General features: G+C 39.7%; 28 protein-coding genes and 3 pseudogenes. 22 read left to right on the plus strand and 9 right to left on the minus strand.

The window, feature by feature from the left end; translation table 11 throughout:
• Nucleotides 1-146 precede the first annotated feature (146 nt).
• Together MHH61_RS17665 and MHH61_RS17670 are read left to right on the plus strand one after the other, a co-directional pair.
• A complete protein-coding gene (locus tag MHH61_RS17665) occupies nt 147-881 on the plus strand; it encodes a poly-gamma-glutamate hydrolase family protein (protein WP_025093280.1) in 735 nt (244 codons plus the stop codon).
• 76 nt (nt 882-957) lie between these two features.
• A complete protein-coding gene (locus tag MHH61_RS17670; protein WP_024427036.1) occupies nt 958-1407 on the plus strand; it encodes an OsmC family protein in 450 nt (149 codons plus the stop codon).
• Nucleotides 1408-1453: 46 nt separating this feature from the next.
• Here the strand turns inward: MHH61_RS17670 and MHH61_RS17675 are convergent, their stop codons facing one another.
• The 6 genes and pseudogenes from MHH61_RS17675 to MHH61_RS17700 all read right to left on the minus strand — a co-directional run bounded on the left by MHH61_RS17675 (nt 1454) and on the right by MHH61_RS17700 (nt 3075).
• Nucleotides 1454-1822 carry a multidrug efflux SMR transporter gene (locus MHH61_RS17675; protein WP_024424093.1) on the minus strand — a complete coding sequence of 123 codons (369 nt, stop codon included), beginning with the start codon at nt 1820-1822 and terminating at the stop codon, nt 1454-1456.
• A gap of 15 nt (nt 1823-1837) precedes the next feature.
• Complete coding sequence (locus tag MHH61_RS17680; RefSeq protein ID WP_024424092.1) at nt 1838-2155, minus strand: multidrug efflux SMR transporter; 318 nt, start codon at nt 2153-2155, stop codon at nt 1838-1840.
• 2 nt (nt 2156-2157) lie between these two features.
• Complete coding sequence (locus tag MHH61_RS17685) at nt 2158-2418, minus strand: hypothetical protein (RefSeq protein WP_224426513.1); 261 nt, start codon at nt 2416-2418, stop codon at nt 2158-2160.
• Nucleotides 2419-2430: 12 nt separating this feature from the next.
• On the minus strand, nt 2431-2595 hold the full coding sequence (locus tag MHH61_RS17690) for a hypothetical protein (protein WP_241218565.1): 165 nt from the start codon (nt 2593-2595) through the stop codon (nt 2431-2433).
• 3 nt (nt 2596-2598) lie between these two features.
• A pseudogene (locus tag MHH61_RS17695) lies at nt 2599-2676 on the minus strand (TetR/AcrR family transcriptional regulator); the annotation flags it as partial.
• Between the two features lie 135 nt (nt 2677-2811).
• A complete protein-coding gene (locus tag MHH61_RS17700; protein WP_025093279.1) occupies nt 2812-3075 on the minus strand; it encodes a hypothetical protein in 264 nt (87 codons plus the stop codon).
• Nucleotides 3076-3179: 104 nt separating this feature from the next.
• On the opposite strand from MHH61_RS17700, the gene MHH61_RS17705 reads away from it, so the two are divergent.
• The 9 genes from MHH61_RS17705 to MHH61_RS17745 all read left to right on the plus strand — a co-directional run bounded on the left by MHH61_RS17705 (nt 3180) and on the right by MHH61_RS17745 (nt 10059).
• Nucleotides 3180-3581, plus strand: a complete 402-nt coding sequence (locus MHH61_RS17705; protein WP_125586734.1) for a YmaF family protein — start codon at nt 3180-3182, stop codon at nt 3579-3581.
• Nucleotides 3582-3651: 70 nt separating this feature from the next.
• Nucleotides 3652-4608: a tRNA (adenosine(37)-N6)-dimethylallyltransferase MiaA gene (gene miaA, locus MHH61_RS17710; protein ID WP_098676901.1), complete on the plus strand. Its 957-nt coding sequence runs from the start codon at nt 3652-3654 to the stop codon at nt 4606-4608.
• 25 nt (nt 4609-4633) lie between these two features.
• Nucleotides 4634-4855: an RNA chaperone Hfq gene (gene hfq, locus MHH61_RS17715; RefSeq protein ID WP_024424088.1), complete on the plus strand. Its 222-nt coding sequence runs from the start codon at nt 4634-4636 to the stop codon at nt 4853-4855.
• A 167-nt stretch (nt 4856-5022) separates the two neighbouring features.
• Nucleotides 5023-5343: a YmzC family protein gene (locus MHH61_RS17720; protein ID WP_024427040.1), complete on the plus strand. Its 321-nt coding sequence runs from the start codon at nt 5023-5025 to the stop codon at nt 5341-5343.
• Nucleotides 5344-5422: 79 nt separating this feature from the next.
• Entirely contained in the window at nt 5423-5635 is a 213-nt protein-coding gene (locus MHH61_RS17725) for a hypothetical protein (protein WP_003212415.1), read from the plus strand.
• Nucleotides 5636-5900: 265 nt separating this feature from the next.
• Entirely contained in the window at nt 5901-6293 is a 393-nt protein-coding gene (nrdI, locus tag MHH61_RS17730; protein ID WP_008360380.1) for a class Ib ribonucleoside-diphosphate reductase assembly flavoprotein NrdI, read from the plus strand.
• Nucleotides 6253-8355, plus strand: a complete 2103-nt coding sequence (nrdE, locus tag MHH61_RS17735; RefSeq protein ID WP_024424086.1) for a class 1b ribonucleoside-diphosphate reductase subunit alpha — start codon at nt 6253-6255, stop codon at nt 8353-8355. Before nrdI ends, nrdE begins: the two co-directional genes overlap by 41 nt.
• A gap of 17 nt (nt 8356-8372) precedes the next feature.
• On the plus strand, nt 8373-9353 hold the full coding sequence (gene nrdF, locus MHH61_RS17740) for a class 1b ribonucleoside-diphosphate reductase subunit beta (RefSeq protein WP_024424085.1): 981 nt from the start codon (nt 8373-8375) through the stop codon (nt 9351-9353).
• An 88-nt stretch (nt 9354-9441) separates the two neighbouring features.
• Nucleotides 9442-10059 carry a hypothetical protein gene (locus MHH61_RS17745; protein ID WP_125586732.1) on the plus strand — a complete coding sequence of 206 codons (618 nt, stop codon included), beginning with the start codon at nt 9442-9444 and terminating at the stop codon, nt 10057-10059.
• A gap of 67 nt (nt 10060-10126) precedes the next feature.
• Here MHH61_RS17745 and MHH61_RS17750 read toward each other — a convergent pair whose 3' ends face one another.
• Nucleotides 10127-10885 (minus strand): N-acetylmuramoyl-L-alanine amidase, encoded by a 759-nt coding sequence (locus MHH61_RS17750; protein ID WP_024427042.1) that lies wholly within the window; start codon nt 10883-10885, stop codon nt 10127-10129.
• A 320-nt stretch (nt 10886-11205) separates the two neighbouring features.
• On the opposite strand from MHH61_RS17750, the gene spoVK reads away from it, so the two are divergent.
• From spoVK to MHH61_RS17780, 6 genes are all read left to right on the plus strand, one after another.
• On the plus strand, nt 11206-12165 hold the full coding sequence (gene spoVK / locus MHH61_RS17755) for a stage V sporulation protein K (protein WP_024424083.1): 960 nt from the start codon (nt 11206-11208) through the stop codon (nt 12163-12165).
• A gap of 121 nt (nt 12166-12286) precedes the next feature.
• Nucleotides 12287-13558, plus strand: a complete 1272-nt coding sequence (gene hflX / locus MHH61_RS17760; protein ID WP_041109155.1) for a GTPase HflX — start codon at nt 12287-12289, stop codon at nt 13556-13558.
• Nucleotides 13559-13564: 6 nt separating this feature from the next.
• Entirely contained in the window at nt 13565-14845 is a 1281-nt protein-coding gene (locus MHH61_RS17765; RefSeq protein ID WP_125586728.1) for an aminotransferase class I/II-fold pyridoxal phosphate-dependent enzyme, read from the plus strand.
• 91 nt (nt 14846-14936) lie between these two features.
• Entirely contained in the window at nt 14937-15347 is a 411-nt protein-coding gene (locus MHH61_RS17770) for a MerR family transcriptional regulator (protein WP_041109160.1), read from the plus strand.
• Between the two features lie 60 nt (nt 15348-15407).
• Nucleotides 15408-16742 carry a type I glutamate--ammonia ligase gene (gene glnA / locus MHH61_RS17775; protein ID WP_024427046.1) on the plus strand — a complete coding sequence of 445 codons (1335 nt, stop codon included), beginning with the start codon at nt 15408-15410 and terminating at the stop codon, nt 16740-16742.
• A 119-nt stretch (nt 16743-16861) separates the two neighbouring features.
• Nucleotides 16862-18012, plus strand: a protein-coding gene (locus tag MHH61_RS17780; protein WP_125587610.1) for an IS3 family transposase whose coding sequence is annotated in 2 segments (ribosomal slippage) — nt 16862-17132 and nt 17132-18012 — 1152 coding nt in all. Because the reading frame shifts where the segments join, the coding sequence is not laid out codon by codon here.
• A gap of 447 nt (nt 18013-18459) precedes the next feature.
• Here the strand turns inward: MHH61_RS17780 and MHH61_RS17785 are convergent.
• Nucleotides 18460-19442, minus strand: a pseudogene (locus MHH61_RS17785) (YhdH/YhfP family quinone oxidoreductase).
• Nucleotides 19443-19554: 112 nt separating this feature from the next.
• Between MHH61_RS17785 and MHH61_RS17790 the strand changes: the two are divergent.
• A complete protein-coding gene (locus MHH61_RS17790; RefSeq protein WP_024427048.1) occupies nt 19555-19974 on the plus strand; it encodes a MarR family winged helix-turn-helix transcriptional regulator in 420 nt (139 codons plus the stop codon).
• 152 nt (nt 19975-20126) lie between these two features.
• Nucleotides 20127-20411 (plus strand): annotated as a pseudogene (locus tag MHH61_RS17795) (aspartate phosphatase); the annotation flags it as partial.
• Between the two features lie 20 nt (nt 20412-20431).
• Here MHH61_RS17795 and MHH61_RS17800 read toward each other — a convergent pair.
• Nucleotides 20432-21310: a LysR family transcriptional regulator gene (locus MHH61_RS17800; RefSeq protein ID WP_024427049.1), complete on the minus strand. Its 879-nt coding sequence runs from the start codon at nt 21308-21310 to the stop codon at nt 20432-20434.
• Nucleotides 21311-21494: 184 nt separating this feature from the next.
• On the opposite strand from MHH61_RS17800, the gene MHH61_RS17805 reads away from it, so the two are divergent.
• The 3 genes from MHH61_RS17805 (at nt 21495) to MHH61_RS17815 (ending at nt 25865) form a co-directional block, all read left to right on the plus strand.
• Nucleotides 21495-22052, plus strand: a complete 558-nt coding sequence (locus MHH61_RS17805) for an NAD(P)H-dependent oxidoreductase (protein WP_024427050.1) — start codon at nt 21495-21497, stop codon at nt 22050-22052.
• A gap of 101 nt (nt 22053-22153) precedes the next feature.
• Complete coding sequence (locus MHH61_RS17810) at nt 22154-24490, plus strand: molybdopterin-dependent oxidoreductase (protein WP_024427051.1); 2337 nt, start codon at nt 22154-22156, stop codon at nt 24488-24490.
• A gap of 193 nt (nt 24491-24683) precedes the next feature.
• Complete coding sequence (locus MHH61_RS17815; RefSeq protein WP_051149976.1) at nt 24684-25865, plus strand: CynX/NimT family MFS transporter; 1182 nt, start codon at nt 24684-24686, stop codon at nt 25863-25865.
• Nucleotides 25866-25878 lie beyond the last annotated feature (13 nt).

Consider the following 25878-nt stretch of genomic DNA (forward strand, 5'->3'; position numbering starts at 1 on the left):
AAATGCAATTATCTTATTTTTGAGGAATCTCATGATCTAGAGTGTTATGATCAAACGTGAAGAGAAAATGTGGAAAAAATGATAAGAAATGATGATTCAATATAAATCATAGAAACGGCTTAGAAATCTGTTAAAGGAGAACGGGAATGAAGAAGTTTTTTGCTTTGCTTCTCCTGCTTGCGATCGGATGGGGCGTTTATTATACTATGCAAGCACAGGAACATGATGAGCCAGTGTCATCAGGTGGGGAAGACGAAAGCGGTTCAAATGATATTTATCGAAATTTTAAAGAACTTGAAGAAAACGAATCAACAAGCAGCTATAACATTACAGCCAACCCAGTGCCTGGCAGCCGCCTTCTTGTGATGTCACCTCATGGCGGGAGGATCGAAGGCGGCGTGAGCGAGATCGTCCATTTTTTTGACAACGATTTTTCGACGTATTTATTTGAAGGTCTAAGAGAGAATGCATCAGAACTTCATATTACAAGTACAAACTTTGATGAGCCAATCGGCGTCGCGCAGGCAAAAGCACATGATTACATCTTAGCAGTGCATGGATACAAAGGCGAGGAAGGAATTGACCATACTCTCGTCGGCGGAACAGATTACGATCGTGCAGAGAAAATTGTGAGCTCATTAGAGCGGAACGGATTTTCTGCTGAACTAGCTGTCGCACACGCAACCCTGAGCGGGACAAGCAATCATAATATTAATAATCTTACAAAAACAGGGCAAAGTGTGCAGCTTGAGATTAGTAGAAGTCAGCGTGAAGCTTTATTTGATAGTTTCGATTTTCGGAGGCGATCAAGTACAAAAAACGAGACATTCTATCGTTATGTCAGGGCGATTCGGACAGTGCTGGATGAAGAATATACGTAAGGGCTGTGCACATGTTAAGACAAGGAGTGGAATTCTTGTTACACTATGAACAGTGATAACAAAAGGAGAGACGGATATGGCGCGTCATCATTTTCATCTTCAGGCAAGCTGGCCCGGTCTGCGTAACGATGTGGGTACAATCGCATGTGAACAATTAAAAACAAAGATTTCGATTCCAAAGGAAATGGACGGTCCAGGTATTGGAACCAATCCAGATGAGATGCTCTTAGGTGCAGCGGCTACGTGTTATATCATTACACTTGCAGCCATGATGGAGCGGAGTCAATTAGAGAAAGAGGATCTATCGATGAGCTCTGAAGCCGTCGTAGATGTGACAAATGGCGTGTTTACTTATGAGGAAATCATTCATCGGCCTGTCATCACCCTCAAAGAGTCCGCTTCCGCACATGATATTGAGCTGGCCCGAAAGCTTGCGCATAAAGCCGAAAGCTCATGTATGATTTCAAGAGCTGTTCAGGGGAATGTGAATATTTCCTTAGAAGAAACCATTCAAGTCGGCCGTTAAAACAAAAAAGTCATTTTCTCTAGAAATATGGAGAAAATGACTTTTTTTATGACGTCCATTCGGTTTGATCGAGTTGTGCTTTGGTTTCGTTCTTTTGCTTCTTGGATTGATTTAAGACAATCACGCCGCAGATGACAAGTGCAAGGCCGATGTAGCCTTTCGTGCTGATCGTTTCGTTAAACAGCACAAGTCCTACAAGAGCAGTGAGAGCTGTTCCAACGCCAGACCAGGTTGCATAGGCAGACGAGAGCTCGATGGTTTTAAGTGCCAAGCTCAGGAAAGTAAAGGCACATCCAAATCCGATCAGTACCCCGATACTCGGCAGCAGCTGCGAAAAGCCTTGAGAAAGCTTCAGCATTGTACTGCCAAAAACCTCCGTCAAAATGGCTCCTGTTAAGTAGAGTATTCCTTTCATCATCTCTCACATCCTTTATGACATATTTAATAGTACGACCCCTGAGACAAGCATCGCCATGCCAATGACTGCTTTTTGGTTCAAGGTTTCTTTGAAAAAGAGCACGCCAAAAATAGCCGTGAGGACCGTACCAACCCCAGACCATGTTGCGTAAGACATGCTTAGCGGAATGATATTGAGCGTCAATGACAGCATATAAAAAGCAAGTGTATAGCCAGCCACAACAACCGCGCTAGGCTTCCAGCGCGTAAAGCCATGAGATAATTTTAACATCGCGGCGCCAATGGCTTCTGAAAAAATGGCCACAGCCAAAAAAAGATATCCGAGGATCATGATCATCCCTCCTCTAATAGGTGTAAAATCCGATGAAGTAAAAGGTTTTTTTCCTCTCTTTTCAGCGGTTCTAGCTGAAACATTTCTGAAAACCATATCCCCTCACATGCAAGGCGGATCAGCTGACTCAGTACAGGATCGCTTATTTCCTCAGCTGCTTTTTCTTTGAACTCCGCATAAAAAGCACGCCAAGGGTGCAGCAGCGCATCATCAAATGACATGGTAGCCAGCATACTTGTACATAGCTGGGTCGTATGCTGCATATTTAAATCATGTCATGTGGCCAATAGATATGCGCGTACATAAGGCGCTTTTTCGTGTTTGTATGTTTCGTAATACGTCTCGAGCTGCTGACGAAAGCAAAGAATCGCATGCTCATTCATTTGTTGGATGAGCTCTTCCTTGCTTGAAAAATGATAAAACAGACCGGCTTTGGTCATATTTGCATGCTCTGCCACCTGCTGAAGGGTGAGCTGGCTTAACCTTTCTTTTAAAATCGTACTGGCAGCTGCATCAAAAATTTGCTTTTTTTGGTTTTAGACATAAAAAAAACACCTACTTTACTGAACAGTCGGTAAAGTAAATGTTAACCCATGAAAAAAGAGTGTGTCAATCGATTCATTTTATGAACGGATGTTTTCACTTAAACGTCATATTTAATACCAAGGGTATGGTCCATATGGCGGGAATGGCGGATAAGGATATCCAAATCCTGGAGCAAGCAAAGATCCAGCAAGCAGGCCGCCAGCAAAACCACCTAAAAATGGAGGTCCAAAGAATCCAGGTCTTCCAAAGCCAAAGCCTGGGCGGCCAAATCCGAAACCAGGTCTCCCAAATCCAAAACCAGGTCGGCCAAACCCAAATCCAAAAGGTCTTCTCATGTCTTCTTGAATAAACGGAGGTGCGTCAAAATAATTCATAATAAAAGGCTCCTTTCTCATAAAATCACTGTAACTGACATCAGTGTATTCCAGCAGCCTACAGATGTTTGGGTGAACGCCTAATATAAGGAGGAATGTTAGAAATGGGCCTGTATCCATCTGATTGGGCAAAGTGTCCGCCGCATGCTCATGCATATAAAGCACGTACAGATGTAACGGAGGGGCATTATCATTTAATAGAAGGTATTTCTCAGCCTGTAAATGGAAGCAGTACCGACCGGCATACTCATTTTTATCGCGGGATCACCTCCTTTGAAAGAGGGCATTTTCACAGGTACTACGGGGTCACAGGGCCGGCAATTCCAAGAGTGGATGGAACACATTATCACGAGATTGAGGAAGTCACCTATCCTGCCTACATCGATTCTGTTCCCATCCCATATGGAGGTGTCGTCTATAGTCCAGATGAGAATCAGCCAACACATAAGCATCGTTTAAAAGGAAAAACATATGAAGTGGTTGGAAATGAACCGCTTGGCTGGTAATGGGCAGGAGATAGGAGAGTAAGAAAAGTTATGCTATACTGTAGGCAGTTTTGTAAAAGTGAGTGATGTTATGAATAAAGCGAAGCAGCCAGTAATCGTATTAGTAGGGCCGACGGCTGTCGGCAAAACCAAATTGAGCATTGATATAGCCAAAGCATTTAATGGAGAGATTATCAGCGGGGATTCTATGCAGATTTATAAAGGGATGGATATCGGAACAGCTAAAATCACTCCCGAAGAAATGAATGGCATCCCGCATCATTTAATTGATATTAAACAGCCGGAAGAATCTTTTTCGACAGCTGAATTTCAGCAGCTGGTTCGTGCGAAAATCAAAGAGATTGCCGCTAGAGGGAAAACGCCAATGATTGTCGGCGGAACAGGCCTCTATATCCAATCTGTTTTATATGATTACACATTTACGGATGAGAAAAGTGATCCTGCTTTTAGAGAGGAAATGACGCTCTTTGAACAGCAGCACGGCGCGCTTTTGCTGCACGAAAAGCTAAAGGCAGTAGATCCTGATGCGGCAAACGCTATTCATCCAAATAACGTCCGCCGCGTGATCCGGGCGCTGGAAGTGATTCATACAACAGGTCAGAAAATGTCGGAGATGCAAAACGGGCATCAAGAAGTTCCTCTTTATGATACAGCCTTCATTGGGCTGAAAATGGATCGAGAGGTTTTGTACGAGCGCATTCATCAAAGAATTGATATGATGATAGATGAAGGCTTAATTGAAGAAGTGAGAGCACTTTATCAATCTGGCTTGAAGGATTGTCAGTCTGTTCAAGCCATTGGTTATAAAGAGCTGTATGCCTATTTTCAAGGTGACTGCTCACTTGATGAAGCCATCCAGCAATTAAAGCAAAATTCCCGTAGATATGCGAAGCGTCAGTTCACGTGGTTCCGTAATAAAATGGCGGTCACTTGGTTTGATATGACACCGCCTTGCCACTTTTCAGACAAAAAAGAGGAAATTTTCGCATATATAGCAGGAAAGCTTGGACTTAAAGCGAAACTGTAGTTATCAGAATCAAGGAGGACGAAACATGAAACCGATTAATATTCAGGAGCAGTTTTTGAATCAGATCCGCAAAGACAATACATTTGTCACAGTATTCTTGCTGAATGGCTTTCAGCTTCGCGGTCAAGTGAAAGGGTTTGACAATTTCACGGTGCTGCTTGAAACAGAAGGGAAGCAGCAGCTTATTTATAAACACGCTATTTCTACATTTGCACCTCAAAAGAATGTAAATCTAGAATTAGAATAGAATAGGATATGTTGTATTTAAAATAGCCCCATGCCTCTGCGAATAAACCGGCCGGAACCCGCTACGTTTTTTGTCAGTGCAGAGGGGCTATTTTGCATGCAATGAAACTTTTCTGCCAATTTTCCGTATCATTCCTTATTGGATATTAGAAGGGTGAGGGGATTCATATGGAAAATGCAGAGCTTGAATTAAGAAGGATTAGAGTGATCCTCCTTTTGATTGGAATTGTTGTCTTGTTTGGATCGTGCGCTATCTCAAACATTGAAACGAGACAAGAAAGTTGGAATAACCATTCTCATGAAAATGCAGATGGAGTTTTACCATCATCTGCTGCACTAAAAAATAATCATTTTGCTGTTGTGAAAGATGATCAAGTACATGTGTACCGATTTGATGAAAAAGAAGGAGAGCTGACTCTCGTTACAACGAAATACATAGATGAATGGGACGACGAAGAATATGATGATGGCTCTGATGAAGAAGAGTAAGCACGTAAATTTACAAATGAATGTGAAGCCGCTACACTATAATCATGCATCAGACATCTAGACAGAAAAGGATGAGTTCATGACACATAAAATTAAAATTAATCATTGGGAACAAACTTGTGAAGACGATTCCTGTTTCGAATATGGAACGAGTGTTTCTGTAAATGGGAAAGAATTAGTGAGAGAAGCTTCAATCGTTTCTGCGCTTGAAGCGGTGCTAAAAGAATTAGGTGTTGAAGTGGAAATTACAGAAGTGTCAGAAGATTTACAGTGCGATGCCTACAAAAAATAAAACAAAAAGTCTAGTCTACTAAGCGATTTTTTTTCGTGTTATGATAGATTTCGGTTTCAGTTGAATAGGGAGTAGAGCAGTCTATTTTTAGATCCTGTTCTGCTCTATTTATTTGAACGTACGAGTTCGGCTATGAAGGTTCGGCCGGGTTGGTTGATTTTTTTCGTTTCGAACATCTATATGTTGTGTTTTGAAAAAACATAGTATACTATATATAGTGAATAGCGAAATGATCAACAATACTAAAAACTAGGTCGTGATGGAATTGATTCAAATCGTATTTGATTCAAAAACAGGAAATGTTCAACGCTTTTTGGACAAGACCCCTTTTACAGACAAACGAAAATTGACTGGAGAAGAGTTTTTGGATACGCCGTTTATTCTCGTCACCTTTACGACAGGATTTGGACAAGTCCCTAGTACCACTCAGTCCTTTTTAGAGAAAAATGCTCACCTTTTACTAGGTGTTGCGGTGAGTGGCAACAAAGTGTGGGGAGATAATTTTGCAAAAAGCGCCGATACGATTTCTAAACAATATCAAGTTCCTATTTTGCACACCTTTGAACTAAGCGGAACAAAAAGGGATGTTGAATTGTTTACACAGGAGGTAGAAAGAATTGTCACAAAATCAGGTTCCAAAGTGGATACAATTAAATAACGAAATTATGATTCAAAAAGAAGGAAAGTTTCAGTTCGATAAGGACAAAGAAGCTGTACATAGTTATTTCGTAGATTACATTAATCAAAACACGGTCTTTTTTCACAATCTAGAAGAGAAGATTGATTACTTAATAGAAAACGACTACTATGAGGAAGAATTTTTAAGACAATACAGCATGGCAGATATTAAAGAAGTCTTTGAAGCTGCATATGCCAAAAAATTTAGATTCCCATCATTTATGAGTGCATTTAAGTTTTACAATGACTATGCACTGAAAACAAATGATAAAAAGAAAATCCTTGAACGCTATGAAGACCGCATTTCAGTTGTAGCACTTTTCTTTGCGGGCGGGGATAAAGAAAAAGCACTTGAGTTTGTAGAACTGATGATCAATCAAGAGTACCAGCCAAGTACACCAACCTTCTTGAACGCTGGACGTAAAAGACGCGGTGAGCTTGTGAGCTGCTTCTTGCTTGAAGTGAATGACTCACTAAACGATATTTCAAGAGCGATTGATATTTCCATGCAGTTGTCAAAACTAGGTGGCGGCGTCAGTTTGAACCTGTCAAAACTTCGTGCAAAAGGCGAAGCAATCAAAGATGTCGAAAACGCGACAAAAGGTGTCGTCGGTGTGATGAAGCTTCTTGATAATGCATTCAGATATGCAGATCAAATGGGGCAAAGACAAGGATCAGGCAGTGCCTACCTGAATATTTTCCACAGAGATATCAATGATTTCTTAGATACGAAAAAAATCTCTGCCGATGAAGATGTTCGCGTGAAAACTCTATCCATTGGAGTTGTCATCCCGGATAAATTTATCGAGCTTGCTAGAGAAGATAAAACAGCTTACACTTTCTATCCGCATACAGTCTATAAAGAATATGGACAGCACCTTGATGAGATGGACATGGAAGAAATGTATGACGAGCTTGTAGAAAACCCAAAAGTTAAAAAAGAAAAAGTCAATCCGAGAAAGCTTCTTGAAAAATTGGCTGTTCTACGCTCAGAATCAGGCTATCCATATATCATGTTCCAAGATAATGTAAACAGAGAGCATGCCTTGAACCATATTTCACGAGTGAAATTCTCAAACCTTTGCTCAGAAGTGCTTCAGGCTTCAGAGGTTTCTTCTTACACGGACTATGATCAAGAAGATGAAATCGGCCTTGATATTTCTTGTAACCTTGGTTCATTAAATATCATGAATGTCATGAAAAACAAATCGATTGAAAAAACGGTTAAGCTTGCAACAGACTCACTAACGCTTGTGTCTGAAACAACAGACATTCGCAATGCACCAGCTGTTCGAAAAGCGAACAAAGCGATGAAGTCAATCGGACTTGGTGCGATGAACCTTCATGGGTATTTAGCTCAAAACCAAATTGCTTATGAAAGTGAAGAAGCAAGAGATTTCGCAAATACGTTCTTTATGATGGTGAACTATTATTCAATTAAACGCTCAAGTGAGCTTGCGAAAGAAAAAGGAGAAACATTCCATCGTTATGAAGGCTCTGGCTATGCAACTGGTGAGTACTTCAATAAATACGTGGAGAATGATTTCACACCAAAAACAGAAAAAGCAGCAGCACTATTTGAAGGTATGCACATTCCAACAAAAGAAGATTGGGCCGCACTCAAAGAATTTGTAGCGGAACATGGCATGTATCACAGCTATCGTTTATGTATTGCACCAACAGGTTCCATTTCTTATGTTCAATCGGCAACAGCTTCTGTGATGCCAATTATGGAACGTATCGAAGAAAGAACATACGGCAACAGCAAAACCTATTACCCAATGCCAGGTCTTTCAGCACAAAACTGGTTCTTCTATAAAGAAGCGTACGATATGGACATGTTTAAAGTGGTCGATATGATCGCAACGATTCAGCAGCACGTCGATCAAGGAATCAGCTTTACACTATTCTTAAAAGATACGATGACAACGCGTGATTTAAACCGCATCGATCTTTATGCACACCATAAAGGCATTAAGACACTTTATTATGCAAGAACGAAGGATACAGGGCAGGAAGGCTGTCTTTCTTGTGTTGTTTGATTAAAGGAGAGTTTAACGTGACAAAAATTTATGATGCAGCCAACTGGTCAAAACACGAAGACGATTTTACACAAATGTTTTACAACCAAAATGTAAAGCAGTTCTGGCTTCCAGAAGAGATTTCCTTAAACGGAGATCTCTTAACATGGAAATATTTAGGTGAAAAAGAGCGAGATACGTATATGAAGGTACTTGCTGGACTGACTTTACTTGATACAGAACAAGGAAATACAGGGATGCCGATTGTTGCTGAACATGTGGACGGCCATCAGCGTAAAGCTGTACTCAACTTTATGGCAATGATGGAAAATGCGGTGCATGCGAAATCATACTCAAATATCTTCATGACACTCGCACCAACTGAAACGATCAGTGAAGTGTTTGAATGGGTCAAGAAGAATAAATTCCTGCAAAAGAAAGCAGATATGATTGTCAGTTTATACCGTTCGATTCAAAAGGACGATCCTATTTCTCTCTTTAAAGCAATGGTTGCTTCTGTTTATTTAGAAAGCTTCCTATTTTATAGTGGTTTTTACTACCCGCTATATTTCTATGGGCAAGGAAAGCTCATGCAAAGCGGTGAAATCATCAACTTAATTTTGCGTGATGAAGCGATTCATGGTGTGTACGTTGGATTATTAGCACAAGAAATTTACAACAAACAAACACCTGACGTGCAAAAAGAGCTGTATGATTTCTCTATTGACCTTTTAAACGAGCTTTATGAAAATGAACTTCATTACACTGAAGATATTTATGACCAAGTCAATTTATCGCATGATGTGAAAAAGTTCATTCGTTACAATGCCAATAAAGCGTTAATGAACCTTGGATTTGCCCCTTACTTTGAAGAAGAAGAGATCAACCCTATTGTATTGAATGGACTCAATACAAAAACAAAGTCGCATGACTTCTTCTCAATGAAAGGGAACGGCTACAAAAAAGCAACAGTTGAGCCGTTAAAAGATGACGATTTCTTCTTTGGAGATGAATCATAAGGAAAGCGTAAAAGTCAAAACGCATCACTCGTTTTGGCTTTTTGCCATTTCTAACAATGTGATAGTTACATACTGGAGGTTACCGAACATGGGAAAAATGGACGAAATCATTTTAGTAGCACCACGCGCACGCGTGTTTCAAAACGAAACACTTGCGTTTAATGGTGTGAACAGTGAAGAGAAAACAATCAGCACCATTATGAAAGAAATCGAAGAGCACTTCGAGCAAATGCGAAGAGGCGATGCAGAAGAAAATCCTGACTTCAAGCAGCCGATTCCTTATGTCGTGATTAAGCGTGAGGACGAAGTGTATGTATACGAAAGACTTCAAGGCGGAGGAGAGACTCGCTTACATCATAAGTTATCTCTTGGCTTTGGGGGGCATATGAATTTCATCGAAGGAAAAAACTTTGCTGAGATTCTAAAAGAAAATACAGATCGTGAGCTGGACGAAGAACTTTCAATTCGAGAAGAAGACAAACTTGAAATGAAAACCCTTGGTTTAATCAATGACGATGACAACAGTGTCGGCCGTGTGCACATCGGACTGTTATCAGCGCTTGAGCTATCTCCGGGTGCTCATGTGGAAGTAAAAGAAACAGATCAAATCTCAGGAAAATGGATGAAAGCAGCCGATTTGAAAAAGCCTGAATACTTCGATCGTCTTGAAACATGGTCTCAATTTGTCGTTAACATCTTAGCGTAAATGAATACACAACAAACCGGCTCAGCAGAAGACTTGAGCCGGTTTGTTTCGTTACAACAGCTTCAGCTTATTGGAAAACGAATGCGTCGTGACCGGCCTGCTTCAATCTTGCGACGAGATCATCTGCATTTTGCTTTGTACGGAAAGCCCCGGCTTGCACTCGGAACATGCCGCCGTCTAATACAACAAACGCGTCAAAGCCTTTGGATTTAAGTGTTGCTGCTAATTCATCTGCATTGGCTTTCACTTTGAAAGCTCCTGCCTGCACTTTATAAAGATTACTTGCTTTTTTTTTCAATTGAAAGGCTTCTTCTAGACCAGTCGCATGAGCGCGAGCGATGCCTTGAAGGAAGGTTGCGTTGCGGAGCTTATTAGCATCAGCTGCCGTATCGATGAAACCATTCTCTGTTAAAATAGCGGGCATAGAAGTTTCTCGAAGAACGTGGAAGTTCGCAGTTTTCTTGCCGCGGTTCGCAAAATCAACCGAGCGGACAATTTCATCATGAAGGGCATTGCGATACGTGGTGGTCGGTGCTGAAACGCCAGGATACACATAGCTTTCAAACCCTGTGCCCCCGCCAGCATTAATATGAATAGACACGAAATAGTCAGCTCCCCAGCTGTTTGCCGCATTTGTACGCTGGGACAAAGTGACGGATTGGTCAGTTGAACGACTTAAGCGGACGGAAACCCCATCATATTCACTAATCAAAATGTCTCTCAATAAAAGCGCGATTTGAAGTGTTATATTTTTCTCCAAAAGCCCATTAGCACTAGCTCCAGAATCTGTTCCTCCGTGGCCAGGATCAATAAAAATTTTCACCATCTATTCATCACCTCGTCTTTATTTTATGAGAAAATAGAAGAATTGCCTGTACAAAATGCGGAAATCATTGAGACTCTTTTCTGCATCATTTGTGATCAAAAAGCTACATTTTTCTAAGAAAAAGCAAATTGTTGGTTTGTCCGCCCAAACGGGATGAATACAATGGAAATAGCACATCATTTCCTGGGAAACCGCAGAAATCCCTACAATATTCGGTATCTCGGGTCATTTTGACAGCAAACTTGGGCTTAAGCGGGCGATTGTCACGATTACAGCTCCACCCGAATAGAATAAAGAGAGAAGAGCGAGAGGTGAATACGTTGGAGCGAGCTGTCACATATAAAAACAACGGCCAAATCAATATTATACTTAACGGACAAAAGCAAGTATTGGTTGATGCAGACTCAGAGGCTGAATACCTGGAAGCCTTGCAGAAAAATGAGGCAAAACACAGCATCTTACGGGAAATAGAGCGTGAAATGAACAGCCTTGTCGGTATGGATGAAATGAAACGAAACATAAAAGAGATTTATGCTTGGATTTTTGTTAATCAAAAGCGGCAGGAACAAGGGTTAAAGGTAGGAAAGCAGGCGCTTCATATGATGTTCAAAGGAAATCCTGGCACAGGAAAAACCACAGTTGCAAGACTTGTCGGGAAGCTTTTCTTTGAAATGAATGTGCTCTCAAAGGGTCACTTAATTGAAGCAGAACGCGGTGATCTTGTTGGAGAGTACATTGGTCATACAGCGCAAAAAACAAGGGATTTAATTAAAAAATCACTAGGTGGTATTTTGTTCATTGACGAAGCCTATTCTCTTGCACGCGGAGGAGAAAAGGATTTTGGAAAAGAGGCGATTGATACCCTTGTAAAACATATGGAGGACAAACAGCACGAATTCATTCTCATTCTTGCTGGCTACTCCAAGGAAATGGATCATTTTCTTTCTTTAAACCCCGGCCTACAATCAAGATTTCCAATCAACATCAGCTTTCCTGATTATACAGTCGATCAGCTCATGGATATTGCAAAACGAATGATGGCAGACAGAGAATATGTATTTACACAAGAAGCCGAATGGAAGCTGCGGGATTATTTAATGCACATTAAAAGTACCACAAGCCCGGCAAAATTCAGCAACGGCCGGTTTGTGCGAAATACCATTGAAAAAGCCATACGAACCCAGGCGATGAGACTGCTTCTTGTGGATCATTATGATAAAAAAGATCTGCTGACCATTAAAAGTCACGATCTTCAAATGAAAGAGGATACGCCTTCTTGAAATGGCGTATCCTTTTTATAAAGAGTCACTAAAATAAACCATCCGAATAGTGGTATACGTGTGATGTGTTTGGTATGATGGTACTACTGAAAACTTAAGTACAGAAAGGAAACAACTAACGTTGAATGAACATGAAATGACTGAAAAAGCGATCCTTGTCGGCTGCCAATTGCCGCATGTAACGGATGAACGCTTTCAATACTCAATGGAAGAATTAGCTTCCTTAACTAAAACGGCTGGCGGTGAAGCTGTCAGCGTGATGACGCAGAAAAGAAATAGACAAGACAGCGCAACGTATATCGGTAAAGGGAAAGTAGAAGAACTTGAAGTGCTTTGCGAGGAACTCGAATGTGATGTCATTATTTTTAACGACGAGCTTTCTCCAAGCCAGCTAAAAGCTTTGGCGACTGCTTTAGATGTGAAAATTATTGATCGTACGCAATTGATTTTAGATATCTTTGCAAAAAGAGCCCGTACAAGAGAGGGGAAGCTGCAAATAGAGCTTGCCCAGCTTCAGTATGCCTTGCCGAGACTAAGTGGACAAGGGATCAGCCTTTCAAGACAAGGGGGCGGAATTGGCGCAAGAGGTCCAGGTGAAACAAAACTTGAAACAGACAGACGCCATATTCGAAACCGCATTCACGAAATTAACGGGCAGTTATCTGCAGTCAAAGAACACCGCACAAGATACCGAGAGCGCCGAAAGAAAAATGGTGTGTTCCAAATTGCCATTGTCGGGTATACGAATGCCGGAAAATCAACTTTGTTTAACCAATTAACAGAAGCGGATAGTCATGAAGAGGACCTGCTGTTTGCGACACTTGATCCAATGACACGTAAGATGACATTAGAATCTGGCTACAGTGTGCTGATTTCAGATACAGTTGGCTTTATCCAAGACCTTCCGACCACACTGATTGCCGCATTTCGTTCCACCCTTGAAGAAGTGAAGGAAGCCGATTATTTGCTTCATGTCATCGACTCTTCTAATGAGGATTATGAAGGGCACGAACGAACGGTTCATGAGCTTTTAGAAGAATTAGAAGCGGACCGTATTCCGATGCTGACTGTTTATAACAAGGAAGATCAAATTAGACCAGATTTCATCCCATCTTCAAAGCATCGCCACATCTTAATCAGTGCTAAGCACAAAGAAGATGTAAAAAGGTTAAAAGCGGATATTATGGCTGAGCTGAAAAAAGCCTTTTTAAAGCCATATCATGTAAAGATTCCAGCGCATGAAGGCAAGCTCATCTCCGCATTAAAATCAGAAACGCTTGTGGAATCACTAGAATTTCAAAAAGAAGCAGAGATTTATGATATCACCGGATTTAGTGGTGAGGATCAGACCATTTTAGGCCAAATCAAGAAGTATATGTTGGAAAGGAATTAAATCAAGATGTTTCACACATTAAAACACGGCAGTATTTTAGAAAAAGCAGCAGCAGAAACAGAACAAGAGATTTTACACGTGCATCAGCAAATTGATCAAAAGAGCGAACAAAATGAGTGGCGGGTGCTTGAAAGCTATCGAAAGCACAAAGTCAGTGACTCTCACTTTAATCCGACGACTGGATATGGCTACGATGATATGGGGAGAGACACATTAGAAAAGATTTATGCGGATGTCTTCGGAGGAGAAAGCGGGCTTGTGCGTCCGCAAATTATTTCCGGTACACACGCAATTTCTATTGCCTTATTTGGTGTGCTGAGACCTGGCGATGAATTGATCTATATGACGGGAAAACCATACGATACGCTAGAAGAAATTGTCGGGATTCGCGGGAAAGAAGGGACAGGCTCATTAAAAGACTTCCAGATTGACTACAAAGCCATTGATTTACGACAAGATGGATCCGTCGATTATGAGAAAGTAAAAGAGTCGATTTCCTCTAAAACAAAAGTCATCGGCATTCAGCGTTCGAAAGGCTATGCATCAAGACCATCCTTTACTATAGAAGAAATTAAGCAAATGATTTCATTTGTGAAAGAGATGAATGAAGAAATCATTGTGTTTGTAGATAACTGTTATGGTGAATTTACTGAATTAAAAGAGCCGTGTCATGTCGGAGCTGACCTCATGGCCGGTTCACTCATTAAAAACCCAGGCGGTGGCCTTGCCAAAACAGGCGGCTACATCGTTGGAAAAGAAAAATGGGTAGAAGCCTGCTCTTATCGAATGACATCTCCAGGCATCGGCAGTGAAGCGGGTGCATCGCTGTATGCGCTCCAAGAAATGTATCAAGGCTTTTTCTTGGCGCCGCATGTTGTCGCTCAAAGCTTAAAAGGCGCAGTGTTTACGGCTCGTTTTCTTGAGAAGCTCGGATTCCAAACAAACCCAGCGTGGAATGCGAAAAGAACGGATTTGATTCAATCAGTCGAATTTGGAGATCCTAAAAAAATGATTGCGTTCTGTCAGGCAATCCAGTATGCATCTCCGATTAATAGTCACGTCACACCACATGCAAGCTATATGCCGGGCTACGAGGACGATGTCATTATGGCAGCGGGCACCTTTGTACAAGGGGCCAGTATCGAATTATCAGCCGATGGTCCGATCAGACCGCCTTATACTGCCTATGTTCAAGGCGGACTCACGTATGCCCATGTGAAAAATGCGATTTGCAGTGCTGTCGATGCCTTATTGGAACAAGGTTTTATTGAAGTACCTGCTCAATAAAAAAATCCATGTTAATATTCCTAACATCTTGTTGACACATAATATAACATGACATATAATAAATTTAAGCAAAGAGGAGGAGACAGTTGAGATGAGTGATAACATTCGCCGCTCAATGCCTTTATTCCCAATTGGGATTGTCATGCAGCTAACAGAATTATCTGCAAGACAAATTCGCTATTATGAGGAAAATGGTTTAGTATTTCCAGCAAGAAGTGATGGAAATCGCCGATTATTTTCTTTTCATGATGTTGATAAATTACTAGAAATTAAAAACCTCATCGAACAAGGTGTAAACATGGCAGGAATCAAAAAGCTTTTTGCCAAAGCTGAGGCAGAAAATCCATCGTCTGATACAAAGACGGATGAAAAAGCTACAGCTAAGCACAACTTGACAGATGATGAACTCAGGAAGCTACTGAAGAAGGAACTCATTCAGGCTGGACGTTTCCAACAAGGAACGACCTTTAGGCAGGGGGATATGTCAAGGTTCTTCCGTTAACCAATTAGCAAAAGCATTGCTATACACATTTTACCTTTTGTAGGGGAGGAGTTTTACGAAATGGCAAAGTACACAAGAGAAGATATCGTAAAATTAGTAAATGAGGAAAACGTAAAGTACATCCGTCTGCAATTTACAGACATTCTCGGAACGATTAAAAATGTTGAGATTCCTGTGAGCCAGTTAGAAAAAGCTCTCGATAACAAATGTATGTTTGACGGTTCATCTATTGAAGGATTCGTACGTATTGAAGAATCAGATATGTACCTATACCCAGATCTAAACACATTTGTTATTTTCCCTTGGACAGCAGAAAAAGGTAAAGTTGCACGCTTTATTTGTGACATTTATAAGCCAGACGGGACACCATTTGATGGAGACCCGCGTAACAACTTAAAGCGTATCTTGAAGGAAATGGAAGAACTAGGATTTAGTGATTTCAACCTTGGACCTGAGCCAGAATTTTTCTTATTTAAATTAGATGAAAAAGGCGAGCCAACGCTTGAACTAAACGATAAAGGCGGATACTTTGACCTTGCACCAACAGATCTAGGCGAAAACTGCCGCCGTGATATCGTGCTAGAGCTTGAAGAAATGGGCTTTGAAATTGAAGCATCTCACCACGAAGTAGCACCTGGACAGCATGAAATTGATTTCAAATATGCAGGCGCGATCCGTTCTTGTGATGACATTCAAACATTCAAACTCGTTGTCAAAACCATTGCGAGAAAGCATGGTCTTCATGCGACATTCATGCCAAAACCATTGTTCGGTGTAAACGGATCTGGTATGCACTGTAACCTATCATTATTCAAAAATGGTAAAAACGCATTCTTTGATGAAAAAGCAGATTTACAATTAAGCGAGACTGCTAGACACTTTATCGCAGGTATCGTCAAGCACGCAACAAGCTTTACAGCGGTCACAAACCCAACGGTTAACTCTTACAAGCGTCTTGTACCTGGCTATGAAGCACCTTGCTATGTGGCATGGAGTGCACAAAACCGCAGCCCATTGATCCGTATCCCGGCATCACGCGGCATCAGCACACGCGTAGAAGTACGCAGCGTAGACCCATCTGCAAACCCATACCTTGCACTAAGCGTATTACTTGCAGCAGGTCTTGACGGAATCAAAAACAAACTAGAAGCACCAGCACCAATCGACAGAAACATCTATGTCATGGACAAAGAAGAGCGTCTTGAAAACGGCATCTCTGACCTTCCTGCAACACTTGCAGAAGCACTCGAGCTGCTGAAATCAAACGAAGTCATGATTAACGCACTAGGCGATCACCTATTCGAGCACTTCATCGAATCAAAAGAAATCGAATGGGATATGTTCCGCACCCAAGTACACCCATGGGAACGCGATCAGTATATGTCTCAGTATTAATAAAAAACCCCTTGGAGCCATTGGCGGGACTGACCCCATAAAGTGAGACAAATAAAAACACCTTTAAATTGAAAAATCGGGTATAGCATATCTGAAAACAATTTGGAGGTGTTTTTTGTATGGGAAAAAGAGTTAGTTATCCGATTAGTGTAAAAGAAGAGGCCGTTCAAATGAGGTTAGCTGGAATCCCGACAAAAGAAATCATGGACAAGTTAGGAATTAAGAATAGAACACAAGTGAAAACGTGGATGAAATGGTATCGCGAGGGTGAAATCCATCGATTTCATCAACCAGTTGGAAAGCAGTATACCTACGGGAAAGGACCAGAATATCAAAATGAGAACGAGAAGTTGAAAACAGAAAATCTTTATTTAAAGCAACAAATTGACCTATTAAAAAAGTATATAGAATGGGAAAGGAAGTGAAAAAAGAAGCATTCGTGTCGATTTATGATGCGGTAAAAGACACAGTAAGTGTAAGTGCATTCTGTCAGATGTTTGAGCTCGCAAGATCAACATTTTATCGTTGGAAAAAACAAGATCTCCTGCCAAAACAGCAAGTGTTAATTGACCTCATATCGTCGCTTTGTGAGTCACACCAATATACGTACGGTTATCGTAAAATAACGGCCCTACTGCGAAAAGAAAGGAGAATAAATCATAAGACAGTACAACGCATTATGCAAACCTACGGTTTACAGTGTCGTGTGAAAATAAAAAAGCGTAAACAGACTGGTCAACCTTACTATATTGCAGAAAATCACTTAAAACAGGATTTTACTGCGACAAAGCCACTTGAAAAACTGGTGACAGATATAACGTATTTGCCATTTGGTCAAAAACCACTTTATCTATCCAGCATAAAGGATTTGTATACTAGTGAGATTGTGGCTTATACGATTGGTGATAAACAGGATGTTTCTCTTGTTTTAGATACATTGAAGCAGTTACAGACATTACCTAAAGGCTGCGTACTTCATAGTGATCAAGGTTCGGTCTACACTTCTTATGCTTATCAAAAGGAGATAAAGGAAAAAAGCATTACCATGAGCATGTCCCGGAAGGGAATGCCCGCTGATAATGCCCCCATAGAATCCTTCCACTCCAGTTTAAAAACAGAAGGATTCTATCTCCACCACCTGACAAACACTACAACAGCCATTGTAGAAAAAACGGTCAGGGAGTATATTGATTATTATAACAATATCCGAATTCAATTGAAATTAAACAGCCAGTCACCAAAAGAGTTTCGGCAACTGGCTGTTTTATAAAGGTGTTTTGATCCCTGTCTCAAAAACGGGGGTCAGTCCCTGGCTTCAGGGGGTTTTTGTTTTTTGGGGTATAACGAAGGGCATAGATGAGCATTTTCGGTGTGGCTGCTTGTTTAAGCATACGTTCATATGCATTGAATAAAAATGATTTCGGTAGGGGATATCCATCTTTCAATTAGAGTTACTAAATTCAACTCATACAGGTAAACGTCATTAAGAACGAGTCTAGCGTCATGTTATGAGCCGTATTGATGTAAAGGTTTTGGGTCTCAATAGATCATTTGATTTTTTGCTCTAAAATCAAGAGTTTTAATTATCAGTAAAAGACTCTGGTTGCTGTATACTTCTATCCGGGATATTAAAACAAATGTACCCCATCTTGAACCGGATGGGGTAGCTGTATCAATAAATTCAATTTTTGTCTTGTGTAATAAAGTTTGTTTTATTTTAATATTTAATAATTGTTCTTCCTAAATGTTGGCCATTTTTAATGGCTTCAATTTTTTCAGGTAACGTATCGAGAGTAATCTCATTGACTAGAGTCGTTTGGGAGATATTCCATTCGTTTGCTATCTCGTTCCAAATTACTTTGCGTTTATTGATTGGCACATTTACAGAATCGATCCCCAGAAGGTTGATCCCTCTTAAAATAAAAGGTAACACAGTTGTTGTTAATTTAATTCCACCTGCATTTCCGCACATGCTCATGCTTCCACCGTAAGAAATTTGAGGGATTAATACAGAAGCTACATCTCCTCCAACAGTATCTAATACGAAGTCAAATTTTTGCTTGTTTAATGGTTTTTTTAACTCTCCTAACTGGTTTGCAAAAATGACATCATTTGCTCCTAAAGATTTTGCTATGTCAACTTGATTATCTTTACGCACTAAAGCAAAGATATTTTTGTACCCAATTTTAGATAATAATTAGAGATGCTACCAACTCCACCAGTTGAGCCCGTAACGAGTATATTAGGTTGATTTTTTGTATTCATACCATTTTCCTGTAAAGCCATGATCGAAAGAGCAGCAGTAAAGCCTGCTGTTCCAAAAATCATTGCTTCTTTTAAAGTCAAGTTATTTGGCAAAGGAACAATCCAATCCGCAGGTACTCTAGCATATTCTGAAAAACCTCCAGTGTGGCTCATGCCCAATGCGAAACCTGTGACAATAACTTGTTGACCCTCTACGAAACGATTATCTGTTGTATGAACGATAGTTCCACTTAGATCAATTCCGGGAATCATTGGATAGTTACGAATAACACCTCCATTTTTTTGAACGGCCAGCATATCTTTATAATTGATTGAAGAATATGCAACTTTAATTAATACTTCTCCCTCAGATAAATCATTAACACTTACATTTTGAAGATCGTAACTAACTTGATCATTTTTTTCTGTAACTAGAATCGCTTTAAATGAATCCATTATTTATCTTCCTCTCTAAAAATATATTATGACAAAACATTTCCGGTGCAAAAGTATTTCAATTAAAAAACTACCATGATATTATAGGTAAAGTCAATGTGGGGGAGATACGATGGAATTATCAGAGTGCATAAATTTTTTACTAAGTGTTAGTCAAAATAAAGTGTTTAAGTACTTTAGTAAGCTTTTAGAGGAATGTGATTTGACACCCGCTCAATATGGTGTGTTGAACTGTTTGTGGAGAGAGGGCCAGCTATCTCCCAAACAAATTGGAGAACTTGTGTATTTAGAAGCCTCAACAGTTTCTGGAATTTTAGATAAAATGCAAAAAGCTGACTTAATTGAACGCACAATAGATCCAAAAAATCGAAGAAATATTTTAGTAGATGCTACTCAAAAATCTTTAGTCATTAGAGATAAAGTTGAAGCAGCAACAATTGAGCTGAACAAAACAGCGCTTCAAAACTTGTCAAAACATGATAAGGTTGTGCTAAAGAAAGCATTGAATACAATTATAAATAATTTTCAATGATGTATTTTTATAAACAAGCTTCATATTAAATCCATAACCGCAAAAAAGCTCTTTTACTGGAGCCTTTTTGCGGTTTCTGTTCGATGATTTGTAAATTTCTGCAAGTCATAATAAATGTCACATAAGGAGATTTGGTGGAAGGAGAGTGAGGCATGGAGACAGTTCTTTCACATGTTGGTGTGAAAATAAATGAATGGTATAAAATGATCCGGCAATTCAGTGTTCCAGACGCAGAGATTTTGAAAGCTGAGGTAGAACAAAAGATTGAATAAATAGAAGAAGACCAGGATTTACTGATCTACTATCAATTAATTTGCTTCCGCCATCAGCTTATGCTTGTTAATATAAAATCCTCACAGCAGCGGTCTTTATCTATTGCAGACTTCGTTGATAAAATCGAAAAGTCGAATCATCAACTTTCTGGTATGCTGCAATACTAAAAATTATCCAGAGACAGTTAACCATCTTCGGTAGCAAAAAGCCTAAGAGCTGTTTGAATAAAGGCATCTGTTGCTTTGGATATATCTTTCATATCAAGCACTGCAATATTGATATCTCTGAACGTATCTGGTGTTAATTCACGAAAAACGACTTGGTCTGGCAGTGACCAAATATTTTTTTTAGTTGTAATGGTTATTCCTAAACCTTCTTGTATCATACTTAATCCTGTCTCTATATACTCCATTTCAAACCGAACGTGAGGAGTTACGTTATACTTTTTAAATAAATCATGAACTTGTACCTCATAACCCCCTTTCCCCAATAGTATATCTTCACCTTGTAAGTCGGGAATACTTATTATTTCTTTCTGATATAAAGGATGGCTTGAATGCATCAGTACAATCAGTTGATCTTTCATTAAATGTACGGTATCAAAATCTTTATCAGGAGGAATAATAATGCCCACATCAATGTATTTAGAACGTAACCACTCTTTAACTTGATCTACACTCCCTTCTGAAAGTTTGATTTCTAGGCCTGGATATTGATTCTCCATTGCACGTATGATTTTAGGAATAAATCTAGTACAAGCAGTTCGGTAAGCTCCTATATGTATCTTCCCAATCTCTAACCCTTGTTCAGCTGCAACTAATTCATCTACTTTTTGTAATTCACTTAGAACCTTCCTGAAAATAACTAATATACGTTCTCCTATATCTGTGAAAAATAAGCCATTTTTCTTATCTCTTTCAATTAACTTTGTTCCTAGTTGCGATTCAATTGTAGCTACGGCTCGACTTACAGCCGGCTGTGTCATATGTAATTCCTCACCGGCTTTTGTAAAACTTCCTGTTTCAGAAATTTGGACAATTAGTTGAATTTGCGATCTATTCATAGCGTTTTTGTTATCTCCTGTATGATTAATATGCATTTCATTTATATTGGAACTTAATGTACCATAAAAGAAAATAGAACTTCAAGATATAATCCGAGACAATAAGTGAGGCTAATCATACTCATTAAGGTGATGATCATCATAACCTTATCATTTTGGGTTTGAATTTTATAGGAGGATTAACGTGAAAAATATTTTAATCATTAACGCACATGAGTACCATGAGATGGCCAAAGGCCAATTAAACCAGACATTAGTAGAAAGAATGGTAGACAAGCTAAGCCCACTTTATCATGTTAAAACCACAATTGTTGCAAATCACTATGATGTAAAAGAAGAACAGGAAAAATTCAAATGGGCTGATTTTGTGATTATTCAAACACCAGTTTATTGGTATCACTATCCTGCTGCATTTAAGAAGTACATGGATACTGTATATGAGCACGGAATTTTTTATAGAGGGACAGATATTTATGGTGAAGGAGGTTTATTAGAAGGACGTCATTACATGCTTTCTGTTACTTGGGGTGCAGGTGAATGGGTGTTCGATAATCCGATAGAGCAGCCTTTCTTTGAGGGGAAGGAAGTAGACGAGGTCCTAGTTGCAATGCACAAAGCACAGCAATTCATAGGGATGAAACCATTAAAAACACTCTCAAATCATTCGGCGCTCAAGCCTGACATGGAGAAAGTATTTGAAAAGACGGATCAGCATTTAGAAGAGATATTTTCTTTATCTTAAAATGACAGAAATCCGTATTTGAGATGTATGCTTCACCATTCACCCGAAAAAATTCCTAGTTTTTGACCAATGACTTCAATCTTAAAAAGGAGAGAAGGATGATGAGTACTAGTGAAAAAAGAAGAGCGGGATTTTGTTCGCAATGCGTTTCAAAATGTGGAGTGATATCCGTTACACAAAATGATCAGTTAGTAAAGGTGCTCCCGGATAAAAATCATCCGAATGGGGGAATCTGTCCAAAAGGAGCAGCAGCACCTCAAATCGTCAATCATCCTGATCGCATCGTTTTTCCTTTAAAGAGAACTAACCCAAAGGGGCAAGATCCACTATGGGAGAAAATCACATGGGAAGAAGCCATCCAAACCATTGCAAGTAAACTAAAACAGATTCGTTCTGAAACAGGGGCAGAAACAGTTTCTTACACTTTTCCAACAGTTGGTGCAAGCGGAAGTTTTAGCTGGGGGCCATATTTACAGCGCTTGATGAATCTATACGGCACCCCCAACTATATTTCTCATACCAATGTCTGCCAGTGGACAAGGGACGAGGGATCAAAATACACATATGGTGTTGGATTGCCTCAACCCGACTTTGAACGTGCTAGCTTGATATTGATATGGGGGCACAATCCAGCAGATACGAATCTTCAGACTTGGAAAAGGCTCATGGCAGCTAGAAAAAGAGGCAGTAAACTAGTAGTCATCGATCCACGCCGAACAACGACAGCTGCCGCAGCAGATTTATGGATTTCTCCGAATCATGGAACTGATATCGCTTTAATATTAGGGTGTCTTCAATTTTTGATTGAGAACCATTCGTATGATGAGCAATTTCTTCTCCAATGGACCAATGCCCCTTTCTTAGTGGATAAGCGAACAGGAAAATTCCTTCGACCAGCACATCATCAGCCATATGAATTTTTAGTTCTTGATCAAAAACAGAAGCCATTTAAAATCGATACTCGGGCAGATCCTGAGACATGGTCAGAACATATTTTACTTTCAGGCGAATACGAAAATGAGGACGTTTCTTCAGAAACCGTTTTTTCTCAATTATTGAAACAAGTATCTTCATTTAGAATGGAACATGTGGAAAAAATAACGGGTATTCCAGCTGAGAAATTAACGGAACTTGGGGAATTATTAAGCCAAGAAAATCCGATAACCTATTATTCATGGAATGGATTAGAACAGCATGTAAATAGTTCATCTACCAATCGAGCATTATGTATCCTTTATAGTCTGACCGGTTGTTTTGATAAGCAAGGGGGGAATATTATCCTCCCGTCTTTACCAGTAAACTTAATAAAAGGTCAAGATTTACTGCCAACTTCACAAGAGCAGAAGCGTTTAGGATTAGATCAGAGACCTTTAGGTGCTCCCAAAATATCTGCTTCAGGGTATGATTTTGTTCATGCTGTATTAAACGAATCTCCGTATTATATGAGAGGCTTGTTAAGTTTTGGGGGTAATATGGTCACTCAAAACCCTGGAACCAAGAATATGATAGAAGCCTTGAAAAAATTAGAATTTCATGTACACGTTGACATGTTTCATAGTCCAATGACGAAGTTTGCAGACATTGTATTACCAGCTGCACATGCATGGGAGTCCCCAAGTTTGTTGGCAGGCTTTGAAGGGAATTTACAAACGGATCAACATATTCAATACAAACCTGCAATGTCAAAGGCTCCTGGGGAAGCTCGTCCTGATCTACAAATAATCATGGAAATAGCGGTTGAAATGGGTTATCAAGAAGAGTTTTGGAATGGAAATATTGAGAAAGCGTTTAATGACTATCTTAAACCAGTGAATGTCACATTAGACCAACTTCGATCTCACCCTGAAGGTCTGTCTGTGCCCTTAAAAATAAAATATTGTAAATATAGAGAAAAAATGAATGAAAGAGTCAAAGGTTTTTCTACTCCGACAAGAAAGCTGGAGATTTATTCCGAGTTTTTGTTAGAGCATGGATATGCTCCACTGCCTCAATTTGAAAAACCATTAACTGTTCCGCAATATCAGAATCAATCGAATGATTTTCCGTTAGTTCTTTCTTCTTTTAAATTAAAAAGTTTTTGTCATAGCCAGCATCGTAATATTGCTAGACTAAGAAAACTGCATCCCGATCCTTTTGCTGAAATCCATCCCCAAACAGCTCAAATGTATAGGCTAAATGAAGGTGAATGGATTTATTTAGCCTCTCCTTTCGGCAGGATGAAGGCAGTCGCTCGACTGACAGAAAGTATACCCGTGGGGACAATATATACTCAAGCGGGCTGGTGGGATGAGTGTGATGAACTTGAATTAGCTGGATTTGATCCATTTTCAGTAGAAGGTGCAAATGTCAATCAATTAATAGGTACCGATGAGATTGACCCCATATCAGGTTCCGAACCATTAAAATCTTATCGATGCCAGATTTATAAGATAGGATAGATCCTTTGCCCTAATTAAAGCAAAAAAGCTGATGACTCCCAGCGGTGGAGGCTTCAGCTTTTTGCTTTTATACTAAAAATGTCATATCAATTTGTTTATGTGTTGCATGATTAATATGCATTTTATTTATGTTGTGGCTTCATGTACCATTAAATAGGATTACACATCAAGAAAAGTATCGGAGGTAACAAATTTGATCAGTCGTCATATATTATTTCTATTTGCACTTATATTAGCTGCATTTAATCTTAGGCCTGGTATAACTTCAGTTAGTCCAGTTTTGCACGGAATATCAAATGAATTAGGCATGAGTTCTGCTTCAGCTAGTCTACTTACATCTATTCCTTTATTATGTTTTGGCTTTTGCTCGTTATTCGCTGGTCGTTTAGCAAATCGCTATCAATCAGAGAAAACCATCACATTTTTTATCGCTTTTATAGGTATTGTAACGCTTTCGCGTGTCTTTACAAATTCGTCTATCTATCTATTGATAACGGCTTTATTCATTGGTGCGGGAATTGGGATTGTAAGTCCTTTGCTCTCTGGTTTCATCAAAAGTTACTTTCCGGAGAAGGCAGCCTCCATGATAGGCGTATATTCTACTTCAATGGTAGTTGGAGCATCCATTTCTATTGGGCTGACGACACCACTTCAACACTGGCTCAATAATTCATGGAAAAACGGATTAGCGTTCTGGAGTATTCTTGCTCTAATGGCTGTTCCACTTTGGCTTATGGTCATTAAACATTCTCATACACATACAGCATCACAAAAGAGAAGTGCCTCCTTGCCATTAAAAAATAAAAAGGCGTGGTTATTAACCTCTTTTGTAGGGCTTGTCACTCTTATGTTTTATTGTTTTGCAGCTTGGCTACCAGCCATCGTAGAGGAAAAAGGATGGACGTCAGCATTTGGTGGTCTTGTAGGTACAATAGCTATGATTGCACAATTGCCAGCTACTCTTTTATTGCCTAGTCTCTTGAAGAAGCTGCCAAGTAGAAGACTTTGGATTTTAGTCTTTACCCTTAGTGTAATGACTGGATTATCTCTTTTATGTTTTACAAACGTGACACCTATTGTTTCAAGTATATGTCTAGGGATTGGCAGTGGCGGTCTTGTCTCACTCACTTTATTATTACCGATAGATAAGGCATCGTCCCCTATGGAAGCAAGTACTTGGTCAGCAATGACTCAAGCAATTGGATACATGATTGGTGCAACGGGCCCGTTTATCATCGGTTTTCTCCATGATTTTCTAGGCAGTTTCGTTCCAACATTATATCTTCTTATACTTTTAGGTTTCATTGTTATGTTATTGGGATGGAAAATCACTAAGTCAGCTCATGCTAATGAAGAGGGGTTATCTGTGAAATAAATCTATTCTTATA

It is taken from the genome of Bacillus sp. FSL K6-3154, assembly GCF_040869395.1.
Lineage (GTDB): Bacteria > Bacillota > Bacilli > Bacillales > Bacillaceae > Bacillus > Bacillus safensis.

Bases quoted from the DNA above. Each gene is read 5' to 3' on its own strand.
- MHH61_RS17700 (WP_025093279.1), bottom strand. From the start codon at position 3,075: ATGAATTATTTTGACGCACCTCCGTTTATTCAAGAAGACATGAGAAGA.
- miaA (WP_098676901.1), top strand. From the start codon at position 3,652: ATGAATAAAGCGAAGCAGCCAGTAATCGTATTAGTAGGGCCGACGGCT.
- MHH61_RS17770 (WP_041109160.1), top strand. From the start codon at position 14,937: ATGAGTGATAACATTCGCCGCTCAATGCCTTTATTCCCAATTGGGATT.
- hfq (WP_024424088.1), top strand. From the start codon at position 4,634: ATGAAACCGATTAATATTCAGGAGCAGTTTTTGAATCAGATCCGCAAA.
- MHH61_RS17745 (WP_125586732.1), top strand. From the start codon at position 9,442: ATGGGAAAAATGGACGAAATCATTTTAGTAGCACCACGCGCACGCGTG.
- MHH61_RS17690 (WP_241218565.1), bottom strand. From the start codon at position 2,595: ATGACCAAAGCCGGTCTGTTTTATCATTTTTCAAGCAAGGAAGAGCTC.
- MHH61_RS17705 (WP_125586734.1), top strand. From the start codon at position 3,180: ATGGGCCTGTATCCATCTGATTGGGCAAAGTGTCCGCCGCATGCTCAT.
- MHH61_RS17790 (WP_024427048.1), top strand. From the start codon at position 19,555: ATGGAATTATCAGAGTGCATAAATTTTTTACTAAGTGTTAGTCAAAAT.
- MHH61_RS17685 (WP_224426513.1), bottom strand. From the start codon at position 2,418: ATGCAGCATACGACCCAGCTATGTACAAGTATGCTGGCTACCATGTCA.
- glnA (WP_024427046.1), top strand. From the start codon at position 15,408: ATGGCAAAGTACACAAGAGAAGATATCGTAAAATTAGTAAATGAGGAA.
- MHH61_RS17665 (WP_025093280.1), top strand. From the start codon at position 147: ATGAAGAAGTTTTTTGCTTTGCTTCTCCTGCTTGCGATCGGATGGGGC.
- MHH61_RS17810 (WP_024427051.1), top strand. From the start codon at position 22,154: ATGAGTACTAGTGAAAAAAGAAGAGCGGGATTTTGTTCGCAATGCGTT.
- MHH61_RS17670 (WP_024427036.1), top strand. From the start codon at position 958: ATGGCGCGTCATCATTTTCATCTTCAGGCAAGCTGGCCCGGTCTGCGT.
- MHH61_RS17680 (WP_024424092.1), bottom strand. From the start codon at position 2,155: ATGATCCTCGGATATCTTTTTTTGGCTGTGGCCATTTTTTCAGAAGCC.
- MHH61_RS17800 (WP_024427049.1), bottom strand. From the start codon at position 21,310: ATGAATAGATCGCAAATTCAACTAATTGTCCAAATTTCTGAAACAGGA.
- MHH61_RS17765 (WP_125586728.1), top strand. From the start codon at position 13,565: ATGTTTCACACATTAAAACACGGCAGTATTTTAGAAAAAGCAGCAGCA.
- MHH61_RS17720 (WP_024427040.1), top strand. From the start codon at position 5,023: ATGGAAAATGCAGAGCTTGAATTAAGAAGGATTAGAGTGATCCTCCTT.
- MHH61_RS17750 (WP_024427042.1), bottom strand. From the start codon at position 10,885: ATGGTGAAAATTTTTATTGATCCTGGCCACGGAGGAACAGATTCTGGA.
- MHH61_RS17725 (WP_003212415.1), top strand. From the start codon at position 5,423: ATGACACATAAAATTAAAATTAATCATTGGGAACAAACTTGTGAAGAC.
- MHH61_RS17675 (WP_024424093.1), bottom strand. From the start codon at position 1,822: ATGAAAGGAATACTCTACTTAACAGGAGCCATTTTGACGGAGGTTTTT.